The following is a 12,495-nucleotide window of genomic DNA, read 5'->3' as shown; positions in this document are numbered from 1 at the left end:
AAAAATAAGGTAAATAAATGCGTTGAATAGACAATAGGTATTTCAAAATACAACTATCTTAGATCACCTAACTATATTGATTAGATAATTAATTAGCTCAAATAACTATAGCTACTTTTTATATTCCCGCTCAGGATAAATAATTGTTAAATAGAGAATATTGATATTGATGGGATTATTATCGACAAGCAGAAAGTAAATATTCTTTCATATTTTCAACATTTCCATTTTCAAAACGATATTGACTCTCTTTTTGGTATTTGAATCCAAGTTTAACCAAGACAGAAAGGCTTCGCGTATTCCAAGGATGTGCAGCAGCCCAAATATCCCCTTGATACTCTGACTCATAAATAATGATTAGTAATGACTTCAGTATTTCTGTCACAATCCCCTGCCCCCATAAATCGGGCGCAACCCAATACGCTAAAGCAATATCAGATTGGCGTGGCACTAATGAAACTTGCCCTATCACCTCAGAGCTATTTTTCCAACGAACACTCCAGACAAAACCTTGTTTATTCTGCCAATCAATAACTTTTTGCCGATGCCAATCCTTGGCAGCTTGTTCCGTTGTCATATGAGATAAGGCTAATTCTTGAGGGAATTTACCTGATTGCACGGCTGTTAAAAGACCCGGCCAATCTTCATATTGAATCCGTGAGGCATTCAATCGCACAGATGAAAAAGAAGTATCAAACATATTTCCCCAAAACTAAAAACAAAAAAGCCCTGCAAAGCAAGGCTATTAAACATTATATAGGGTATCAAATTAACAACTAACTGATGCTAACTTCTCGAAATAGTCAGGGAATGTTTTTGACGTACATTTCGGATCATTAATGGTAACCGCAGTATCGCTCAGTGCCACTAATGAAAAACACATTGCCATACGGTGATCATCGTAAGTATCAATAGCGGCATGATTAAAGACGGTGGGCGGTGTTACTTCAATAAAGTCATGTCCTTCAACAACACTTGCCCCAACCTTACGTAATTCCGTTGCCATAGCAAATAAACGATCCGTTTCTTTAACTCGCCAATTATAAACATTACGAATTTTAGTCGTTCCTTCCGCAAAAAGAGCGGCAACAGCAATCGTCATGGCAGCATCAGGAATATGATTCATATCCATATCAATGGCCTTTAAATTGCCTTTACTGGCTTTAATATAGTCATCGCCCCATTCTATTTTAGCGCCCATTGCTTCAAGTGCATCGGCAAATTGAATATCACCTTGTACCGATTTTTTACCAATTCCCGTTACTTTAATACTTCCGCCAGCAATGGCACCTGCAGCAAGAAAATAAGAAGCAGATGAAGCATCGCCTTCAACTAGATAATCACCCGCAGCGGTATAAGTTTGACCGCCTTTAATCGTAAAGGTTTGATAATTATTATTGTCGACCGCTATACCAAAATCACGCATGATTTGCAGTGTAATTTTAATATAAGGCTTAGACACTAATTCACCAATGATCTTGATAGTAGTGTCGCCAGTTGCCATGGGGGCTGCCATTAAAAAAGCGGTTAAAAATTGACTTGAAACACTACCATCAATTTCTATTTCCCCACCCTTGAGCCCGGTTCCTTTAATATTTAACGGCGGGTAATTTTCATTGCCAAGGTAAGAAACTTCAGCACCCGCTTGTTGTAAAGCATCGACTAAACTTCCTATCGGGCGTTCAAACATGCGCGGTTCACCGGTTAATACATATTCACCTTGTCCTAAGCATAGTGCAGCACAAAGTGGACGCATTGCCGTGCCTGCATTACCTAAAAACAATTCAAGTTGGCCCTGCTCTACAGTATTAAAAGCACGTCCTAAGCCTTCAACCACACACTGTTTTTTATCATCGGAAAGTTGATAATTAACACCAAGTGTTTTAAGTGCATTCAACATATGGCGAATATCATCACTGTCTAATAAGTTTGTTAGCGTCGTCGTACCTTCCGCTAATGCAGCCAACAACAATGCACGGTTTGATAAACTTTTTGAACCGGGAAGGTTAATTTCGCCATCTACTTTGGCAATGGGCTTTAATAACAACTGTTCCATAATACTCTCTATTTTAACCGTATTTTTTTTCAAACTTAGCCATGAAATCTACCAAGGCCTGCACACCTTCAATCGGCATTGCGTTATAAATACTTGCTCGCATGCCACCAACAATTTTATGACCTTTCAAGGTTAATAATCCCGCTTCTTTCGATTCAGTCAAGAAAGCGTCATTTAAACTATCACTTTTTAGTGTGAAAGGAATGTTCATACGGCTACGAACACGACTATCAACATCATTGCTATAAAAATCAGAATGATCAATAAAGTTATAAAGCAGTTCAGCTTTCGCTATATTATTTTTTTCTACTTCAGCAATACCGCCCTGCTCTTTTAACCACTTGAAAACAAGCCCGGCTAAATACCAAGCATAAGTCGGTGGTGTATTAAACATAGAATCAGCATCGGCCTCTATTTTATAATCAAAAATAGAAGGAATAGCTTGTCGCGCTTTACCCATTAGATCTTCACGTACGATAACAATAGCTAAACCCGATGGACCAATATTTTTTTGTGCACCCGCATAAATAACACCGAATTTAGAAACATCAATTGGACGCGATAAAATCGTTGAACTCATATCTGCCACTAAAGGCACAACACCCGTTTCTGGCACATCAAAAATCTCAATACCTTCAATGGTTTCATTTGGACAATAATGTACATAAGCTGAGCCAGCATTAATTTTCCAATCTGCACAGGGCAATACACTGTTTTTACCCTCGGCTGTTTGTGTCATAATATTCGTTTCATTAATACGAGCATGTTTCTTTGCTTCAACAACCGCTGATTTTGACCACTGTCCCGTTAATAAATAGTCAGCATCTAATTTATCACCTAATAGGTTTAATGGCACAGCAGCAAACTGGCCTCGTCCACCACCCTGACAAAATAACACTTTATAGTTATCTGGAATGGCTAATAAATCACGTAAATCTTGCTCAGCTTCCGCAGCCATCTTCATAAACTCAGGACTACGATGACTCATTTCCATCACCGAAACACCCAATCCCTGCCAATTACGAAATTCTTCTTGTGCATGTTCCATAACGGCTTCAGGTAACATCGCCGGACCGGCACAGAAATTAAATATCTTGCTCATTTTATATTTATCCCTTAAAAAGAAATAAGCGGCTAATGCCGCTTATTACTACATACAAACTAACTATTCTTGTTCATCTGATGGCGCGTCATTAACTACGTCATCCTCAGCAACACTAGGTCGTTCTGGATTTTCGACATCTTCACCTAGCGCTTCCGCAAGGGGTTCGTCTTTTATCTCTTCGATACGTTGTAATGCAACGATTTGTTCATCATCAGCAGTACGAATCAAAGTAACACCTTGTGTATTACGACCCACTACTGAAACTTCACTAACGCGTGTACGTACCAATGTACCTTTGTTGGAGATCAGCATAATTTCATCGTTCTCATCTACTTGTACAGCGCCAACGACTTTACCATTACGCTCACTCACTTTAATCGAGATAACACCTTGTGTTGCACGACTCTTAGGTGAGTAATCCTCAAGTGGTGTACGTTTACCATAACCATTAACTGTCGTTGTCAAAATATGACCCGTTTCATTCGGTATAATTAGCGAAACGACTTTATCACCGTCTTTAAGTTTAATACCACGAACACCTGTTGCAGTTCGTCCCATTGGACGGACACCTTTGAATCGAATTTCCTGCTCACCATTTTCATCAAGTACTGGCTCGCCGTTCTCATCAATAGCAGGAATTTCTTCTGCTTCTTTAAAGCGAACAACTTTACCCGCATCGGAGAACAACATGATTTCATTTGAACCATCGGTAATTTGTGCCCCGATTAATTCATTATCATCATTTAAGTTAATTGCGATAAGGCCACTTGCACGTGGACGACTGTAAGCACTTAATGCGGTTTTCTTAACCGTGCCATTCGCCGTTGCCATAAACACGAATTTATCATCTTCATATTCGCGAACAGGCAAAATTGCAGTAATACGTTCATTCTCTTCCAATGGTAAGATATTAACAATTGGACGACCGCGCGCTTGACGTGATGCGAGTGGTAATTGGAATACTTTCAACCAGTATAAACGGCCACGTGTAGAGAAACAGAGAATGGTATCGTGAGTACTTGCAACGAGTAATTTTTCAATGAAATCTTCATCTTTCATTTTCGTTGCAGATTTACCTTTACCACCACGGCGTTGTGCTTCGTAATCGGTTAAGGGTTGATATTTCACGTAACCTTCATGGGACAGTGTGACGACCACATCTTCTTCAGTGATAAGATCCGCCATAGACAGATCCGCTTCATTTTCAGTAATCTCAGTACGGCGAGGATCACCAAAATTATCACGAATTTCTTCTAACTCTTCACGAATGATTTCCATTAAACGTGCTGGATTTTCTAAAATAAACACAAGTGCGGCAATAATATCAAGCAGCTCTTTGTACTCACTTAAAATTTTATCGTGTTCAAGACCCGTTAGTTTTTGTAAACGCAAATCAAGAATAGCCTGCGCTTGTACTTCGGTCATGTAATATTTGTTATCACGTACACCAAATTCAACCGCTAATCCATCCGGACGCGCAGCATCGACACCTGATGCTTCAAGCATAGCTGCAACATTACCCAATTCCCAACCCTGAGACTGTAAATCTTCTTTAGCTTCAGCCGGTGTTGCAGATCGACGAATTAATTCGATGATCGGTTCGATATTCGCTAATGAAATAGCCAAACCTTCTAGAATATGAGCACGATCGCGGGCTTTTTTAAGCTCAAACACTGTACGACGTGTAACCACTTCACGACGGTGTAAAATAAAGGCTTCAAGCATTTGTTTCAGGTTAAGCAGTTTTGGCTGACCGTGGTCTAACGCAACAGCATTGATACCAAATGAAACTTGCATTTGAGTTTGAGCGTACAGGTTATTTAAAACAACTTCGCCGACTTCACCGCGTTTAACTTCAACCACCATACGCATGCCATCTTTATCAGACTCATCACGTAACGCACTAATGCCTTCTATTTTCTTATCTTTAACAAGCTCTGCAATTTTTTCAATTAAACGTGCTTTGTTAACTTGATAAGGTAGCTCATGAACAACAATTGTTTCACGGCCACTTTTTTCATTTACTTCAATGTCCGCTTTTGCACGAATTTTTACTTTACCGCGCCCTGTATTGTAAGCATCAATAATCCCTTTACGGCCGTTAATAATACCGGCAGTTGGGAAATCAGGTCCTGGAATATGTTCGATAAGTTCATTAATTGTAATATCTGCATTATCAATTAATGCTAAACACCCATTAATAATTTCACCCAAGTTATGAGGCGGAATATTTGTTGCCATACCGACAGCGATACCCGATGCACCGTTAATCAGTAAATTCGGCACACGTGTTGGCATAACTTCAGGAATAAATTCAGTACCGTCATAGTTCGGCACAAAGTCGACGGTTTCTTTATCTAGGTCAGCGAGTAGTTGATGCGCAATTTTATCCATACGGATTTCTGTATAACGCATCGCAGCGGCACTATCGCCGTCAACTGAACCGAAGTTACCTTGACCATCAACCAACATATAACGCAACGAAAAAGGTTGGGCCATACGGACAATAGTATCGTAAACAGCGGTATCACCATGGGGGTGATATTTACCGATTACATCACCGACAACACGTGCCGATTTTTTATACGGTTTATTCCAGTCATTGCGAAGTACACTCATCGCAAATAGTACACGACGGTGAACCGGTTTAAGACCATCACGTACATCGGGCAATGCACGCCCGACGATTACGCTCATTGCGTAATCAAGATAAGAGTTCTTTAACTCATCTTCAATGTTAATTGGAGAAACGTCTGTGGCAAATTCGCTCATAGAGACCTAAATCCTTAATTTATTAGAGTATCGACTAACTTTAGTAGGTCAGCCATATTAGCATAAAATAACCATGAAGGAACGTATTCAGAGTAAATGTTGATTTGAAAATGCGATTATAAGCCAACTGTATAAATAACAGACAAACATATTGAAAGTTAACGTTAAAATAACATATCCAATTGTTTATTAGCCGCCCTGCATTATCGATCAATATTTTCGTATTGAGGTCATTCCCTTATCGGTTATAATAATTTTTTAAATTAACCTCGGTAATCAAAATGTCTGCAATTAATACACCCGATAATGTCGACCCTAAAGAAATTGAAAAGTTCTCTGATATGGCTGAACAATGGTGGGATCCTGAAGGTGATTTCAAACCTTTACATAAGCTCAACCCGACACGATTGGAATACATTGAACAGGGTGTGCAAGGTTTATTTGGTAAAAACGTTGCAGATATTGGTTGTGGCGGCGGTATTCTAGCCGAAAGCATGGCGCTACAGGGAGCAAATGTAACGGGGATAGACTTAGCCAAGGCTTCACTGCAAGTTGCGCGTCTGCATGTTTTAGAAAGCCAGTGTGAAATTGATTATCAAGAAATTACCGCTGAGCAATTTGCGATACAACATCCACAGCAATTTGATGTTGTCACTTGTATGGAAATGTTAGAACATGTTCCCGATCCAGCGTCAATTATTAAAGCATGTTGCGATATGGTAAAACCAGGTGGAACCGTTTATATCGCAACCATTAATAAAACATTTAAAGCATATTTATTAATGATTCTAGGGGCAGAAAACGTCTTAAAATGGGTACCTAAAGGAACACATGAATATGAAAAATTTATTCGCCCTTCTCAATTACTAAATGCAATAGACAATACTCGTTTACACTGTGATGAAATGCGTGGTGTAGAGCTGGATATTTTATCAGGTAAATTTAAAGTAACGAATAATGTCGATGTGAATTATATGCTGCGTTGCCGAAAAATCTAAATCGGTACTGTTTATGATATGAAAGTACATGACCCTAGACCTTAGATAAATCACTAAGGTCTAATAATCATTAATTACTTTATAGCGTAATAGGTTTTATCCGCCGTCAACTGCTCAGTTAATTTAAGAATGGGTTCAGGAATTTGTAAATAAAAGCCCTGCACAAGATCACAACCATTAGCCATCACAAACTCAAGCTGTTCTTTAGTTTCAACGCCTTCAGCAACCGTTCTCAGCCCTAATGCTTTCGCGATAGAAATCGTTGCTTTAACAACTTCTTCCGAAGTACTCACTTCACCTATTTTTGAAATAAAAGTACGGTCAATTTTTAACAAATCAAAGGGTTTATTAATCAAGTAGCCCAAATTCGAGTAGCCCGTACCAAAATCATCCATCGAAAAAGACACTTTCAATTTTTTATATCTTTCTAAGTGTTTTTGATTCTGCTCAGTCGATAAGATTACCTTTCTTTCGGTTATTTCAAGTGCAATCGATTCACCTTTAATATTGAATTGTTGTAAATACTTTTTAAAGGTAAAGAACAGCTCATCACTTTCTAAATCTTTTAGGGAGAAGTTAATCGAAATTTTACATTGATAATCATTAGACTTAGCTAATTCACTAATTGTTTTCATAACATTAAAGCTAACAAACTTAGTAATTTCAGTAATCAACTCAGATTCTTCCGCTAATGGGATAAACTTATTCGGCATGACCAAGCCGAGCTTAGGATGATTCCAACGCACTAGGGCTTCTAAATGAGAAAGCCGCATGGTATCCACATCGATAATCGGTTGATAATAAACTTCAAACTCACCGTTAGTAAGCCCATCTCTTATCGACCCTTCCATGGTCGCTTTTTCGAAGGCATCCGAAGAAAGCTCCTGTGAAATATAACGATAAGCATTTCGTCCATGATCCTTCGCATCGTACATAGCAATATCAGCTTTACGCACGAGTTCATCACCGGACATCCCATCATTAGGATAAATACTGATGCCGATACTGGCGCCAACTTTAATTTTATGCTCTTCAATAAACATTTCGTCTTGAATAGATTTGAGTAAATTAGCTGCAATTTTAGAAGCACTTAATGCCGATTCTAAATCCTGAGCAATAACAATAAACTCATCCCCCCCGACTCTTGCTACGGTATCTTCAGAACGTAAAACACCGGAAAATCGTTTAGCGACCTCGATAAGCACCGCATCACCAATATTATGACCTAGGCCATCGTTAATAATTTTAAAACGATCTAAATCAATAAAGAAAATCGCAATATGCTTTTTAGAACGACGTGCTTCTTGTAAAGCATGCTCAATACGATCTAAAAATAACGTTCGATTTGGCAAACCGGTTAACGCATCATGATTAGCAAGGTATTGAATTTTATCCTGGGATTGTTTAATTAAAGAGATATCGGTTAATACTGCGACATATTGAATAATATTATTATCGTCATCACGTACTGCACTGATATTAAGGTAGACAGGAAACACATCCCCATTTTTAGAGCGATTAATTACCTCTCCAGACCAAAACCCACTCTGTGTATAAGCACGTACCATATCATTATAAAATTCATCACTATGCAGATCTGAGCGGAGTATCTCTAGTTTTTTACCTTTGATATCCTCAAAGGAATAACCCGTAATACTTTCAAAAGCAGGGTTAACATTAATAATACGTGTTTCTTGATCCGTTATAACGATACTTTCTTGGGTTTCATTAAAAACTGTTTTGGCTTGTAAATTATCTAAAAAAGCATTTTTTTGTGTATTAATGTCTTCAATAACCGAAATAAAATATAAAGGCCCATTTTCATCTCTTACAATAGCAACGGACAACATCGCCCAAAATAAGTCCCTATTTTTAGTATAATAACGTTTTTCAACTTTATAGGAATCATTTTTCCCGTCGAGCAGATCCTGAAAATGTTTTAAATCGATATCAAGATCATCCGGATAGGTTATCTCCTGAAACGTTACATTCATTAGCTCTTGCTCAGAATACCCAAGCATATTAGAGATTGATTTATTAACCGAAATCCATTCACCGTTCAACCCTACATGGGCAATACCTATATTGGCATGATCAAATGTTGCCTTATATTTTCGCTGACTTAATAATAATTCATTCCGTGCATAGGTCTCCTTAGATATATCCGATGCAAATGACCAAATTTGTGAATGACCAAATTCATCACGACTTAAATAATCTTCAACCTCAAGAAGAGTATTCAGCCCATCTAAGGATTCAAATTCAATAATATAAGGGCCAAACTTACCATTATCAATCAACTCTTTATTTCTATTTGATAGATCTGCATTCCGTTGTAATGATGATAAACTTAGCCAATGTTTAGCCAATAATTGTTCTCGGGATAAACGAGAATAATATTGCATTGCCTTATTGGTTTTAAGAATAAGACCATCCATATTAGTGATTACAATACCGTCATTTATATTTTCTAATACCGATTCATAACGACGATTTAATGTACCGTAGCTTTCTTTAATCGTTGCATTTTCATGGTACATTTCCTTAAGTTCAGCATAGGCAGTTTGAAGTTCTTCGTTGGTTGACTGTAATTCCTCATTACTGGTTTCCATCTCTTCATTAGTTGCCTGAAGCTCTTCATTCGCACTTTGCAATTCTTCATTAGTTGACTGAAGCTCTTCATTCGAAGTTTCGAGTTCTTCAATAAGGGTTTGCATATGCTCTTTAGTACGTTGTAATTCAAACTCTAATTCATGAGTAGATGAAGGTATCTGATCGCAATCAGCTTGGTTCATAAACGGAATATCGTCACCGGATATACTTTGAAAATAAAATATATAGGTTTGATTTTGACCATTCAGCACGGGTACCAAGTGAACTTTAATAAAGCGAGATACACCGTTTTTTTGTGGAAGAGGAATATAATTACTGGCCGCACTAGTGAGCCCTTTTTGTACATCACTGAATAACTTTCGTAAATCCATAGCAAGGCGTGAATCAACAATTTTGTATAAATTATAGGAAACATACCCTTCTGGCAGAGAAATAAAGTCCAAATCGCCTTTTTTATATATGACGTCAAGTTGTTCATTCGTCACAATCATGTTCGGCATCAATAACTTTGTTGCTTCGGTGATAATAATTTCCTGCAGAGGTCGATTTCCTTGAATTATGTTTGAATCGTTCTCTTCAGATTTAATATACTTTGGGGGTCTAACGGTGATCGCTGCATAATTCTTTTTCGAAGAAGAAACGCTTTTAAATATTTTATTGGTTTTATCAATAGTCGCAAAGAATTGCTCAAAATTAGTCGCATTTTCGGACTTTCCGAGAAATAGTAACCCATTACTCTTCAATGCGTAATGAAAGGCCGGCATCACCCATTTCTGGGCATCAAGGTTAAAATAAATCAATAAGTTACGACAAACTATAAGATCTAAATCTTTAAATGGAGGATCCGATAAAATATTATGGTAGGAAAATACAATACTTTGTCGCAGCGTTTTCTTGACTTCAAATTCATTATTCGCAATCGTAAAATAATCTTTAATATAAGATTCAGATACCTCAGTCATTGAAGCTTGGCTATAAACACCTCTTCGTGCAATTTTTAATGCATCTTCATCAATATCCGTTGCAAAAATTCTCAGTTCTAAATGCTGTTGCCGCTCATTTAATAATTCATTCAATATAATTGCGACGGAATAAGCCTCTTCTCCCGTCGATGAGCCTGGCATCCAAACTCTTAACTCTTTCGCATCGGGTACTTTATCTAAATAAGTATCGAGATTATTTTCAAGGGATTCATAAGCACTTTTATCACGGAAGAAACTAGTCACTCCGATTAAAATATCTTTATAAAGTAATTCAACCTCTTGAGCACTATTTGTTATTAATTTAACGTATTCGTTGAGTGTGGTCACTTTTAAAGCAACCATTCGACGCTCAATACGTCGACCAATCGTTGCTTTTTTATAAACTGAAAAATCAACACGTTTTGCTTTATGTAAAAGTGCAAAAATAATTGACACATAATCATTTTCGGGCGTCACTTGATGCCTTTTTAATACGTTATGTCGAGGAAAGTTAGCTAAGGCAACTAACTCTTCGCCTATTTTTTCTGCTTTAATTAGAATATCAACGATGGACCCATTAATGGCAGCCATTGGCATCCCATCATATTTTGCCGTACTAGGCTCCTGAACGATGGTAATCCCACCTTCTGAATTAATGGCACGCATACCTTGGCTACCATCTGAACCGGTCCCCGATAAAATGACCCCAACCGATTTTTCTTTTTTATATTTAGCAATAGAAATAAAGAGCTGATTGACAGAAGGCTTAGGTAAAAAAGAATGTTTTTCAGGCGCAGATAAAATAATTTGATCGTATTCATTTATCTCTACATTTTTATTCGGAGGAGTTATATAGAACACATCGCTTTCAAGTACCTCCTTATCTTCCACTTCCTTTATTTTTAAAGTACTTTCTCGTGAAAGTAATTCGACTAGCATTGTATTATGCTTTGGACTCAGATGTTGCGCGACGATATAAGCGGTATTATTGCTTTCGGGTAATCCTTTTATTAGGGTAGTAAGTGCTTCTAACCCCCCTGCACTAGAACCAATGCCGACAACCATCATTTTATTATTAGCAGCAACGGCAGTTTCATCGGGAATAACTTCAAACCTTTTTTTTTCTTCTAACACTTTCTTCTCATCAATGGATTCTTGGTATTCACCACCCGATAACACATTATCAACGACCCGCGCTAATGTTTTGGTATCAGTTGGTCTGCTGACGAAACCATTAATGTGCTCTTTAATGGTATCTAATAGGAAATCTTCTTGAATATAAGCACTAAATATAACGATCGGCGTTTTTTGGTTGGTTTTACGTATTTCTAGTATTAATTCGGGGCCATTCATAAGTGGCAATTGAATTTCAGTGACCACCAATTGTGGGTTATGCGTCATGAATTTTGAAATGCCTTCTAAACCATCGCTAGCTTCAATCACGGTTGCAAATTTGTTCCGGAAAAAATCTGAATACACTTTGCGCGTATCCTTTTCATTCCTTATATAGAGAACTGTTGCATCGTATTTCATGTCAATCACCTTAATAGATTAGATATTTATATATCTAAAATTTATGCAGTCGTTAGGAAAGGTTTGAGGTATAGAAAAACTCTACAACTTAACGTGTCCCTACGTTATTTTTAATATATAACTAATTAATTATTGAATAGCTCTACAATGAAAAATTGAAATAAGCAACTAATTAAATTATTTTCGAAATTGTAAAATATGTAAACGTTTTAAATGTAATTGTACAACAATTGAATATTGTCCATGTTTTTCATGCTTCACATCAACAACTAATACATTAGAATTACGTCAATAGGTCGTTTTTAATGATGATATAATGCCAAACATCATACAAATGATTATTCTGTGACAATTAAACATTAATTTCCACAATAATTACACATTTATAAAATCTTATTATAGTCATGTCTCATTTTTAAATTATTTTTAATTTAACAATTCAGCATTAATAGCAAA

The 12,495-nt window shown here is 37.2% G+C and carries 6 protein-coding genes; 1 reads left to right on the top strand and 5 read right to left on the bottom strand.

All coding sequences use genetic code 11. The features are described 5' to 3' along the window. Positions 1 to 178: 178 nt before the first annotated feature. From ACR30L_RS06460 to gyrA, 4 genes are all read right to left on the bottom strand, one after another. The gene (locus tag ACR30L_RS06460) at positions 179 to 700 is read right to left on the bottom strand and encodes a GNAT family N-acetyltransferase (RefSeq protein WP_435237208.1); all 522 of its coding nucleotides are present in this window, start codon (positions 698 to 700) and stop codon (positions 179 to 181) included. Positions 701 to 769: 69 nt separating this feature from the next. After that, entirely contained in the window at positions 770 to 2,056 is a 1,287-nt protein-coding gene (aroA, locus tag ACR30L_RS06455) for a 3-phosphoshikimate 1-carboxyvinyltransferase (protein WP_435237207.1), read from the bottom strand. A 13-nt stretch (positions 2,057 to 2,069) separates the two neighbouring features. Then, positions 2,070 to 3,158 (bottom strand): 3-phosphoserine/phosphohydroxythreonine transaminase, encoded by a 1,089-nt coding sequence (gene serC / locus ACR30L_RS06450; protein WP_435237206.1) that lies wholly within the window; start codon positions 3,156 to 3,158, stop codon positions 2,070 to 2,072. A 63-nt stretch (positions 3,159 to 3,221) separates the two neighbouring features. After that, positions 3,222 to 5,933: a DNA topoisomerase (ATP-hydrolyzing) subunit A gene (gene gyrA / locus ACR30L_RS06445; RefSeq protein ID WP_435237205.1), complete on the bottom strand. Its 2,712-nt coding sequence runs from the start codon at positions 5,931 to 5,933 to the stop codon at positions 3,222 to 3,224. Positions 5,934 to 6,223: 290 nt separating this feature from the next. Between gyrA and ubiG the strand changes: the two genes are divergently transcribed. Next, the gene (gene ubiG, locus ACR30L_RS06440; protein WP_435237881.1) at positions 6,224 to 6,931 is read left to right on the top strand and encodes a bifunctional 2-polyprenyl-6-hydroxyphenol methylase/3-demethylubiquinol 3-O-methyltransferase UbiG; all 708 of its coding nucleotides are present in this window, start codon (positions 6,224 to 6,226) and stop codon (positions 6,929 to 6,931) included. Between the two features lie 74 nt (positions 6,932 to 7,005). Here ubiG and ACR30L_RS06435 read toward each other — a convergent pair whose 3' ends face one another. Continuing rightward, the gene (locus ACR30L_RS06435; protein WP_435237204.1) at positions 7,006 to 12,039 is read right to left on the bottom strand and encodes an EAL domain-containing protein; all 5,034 of its coding nucleotides are present in this window, start codon (positions 12,037 to 12,039) and stop codon (positions 7,006 to 7,008) included. Positions 12,040 to 12,495 lie beyond the last annotated feature (456 nt).

This window comes from Psychromonas saccharinae (assembly GCF_051201515.1).
In the GTDB taxonomy this organism is placed as follows: Bacteria; Pseudomonadota; Gammaproteobacteria; order Enterobacterales; family Psychromonadaceae; genus Psychromonas.
This window is presented reverse-complemented; position numbering and strand designations above follow the sequence as displayed.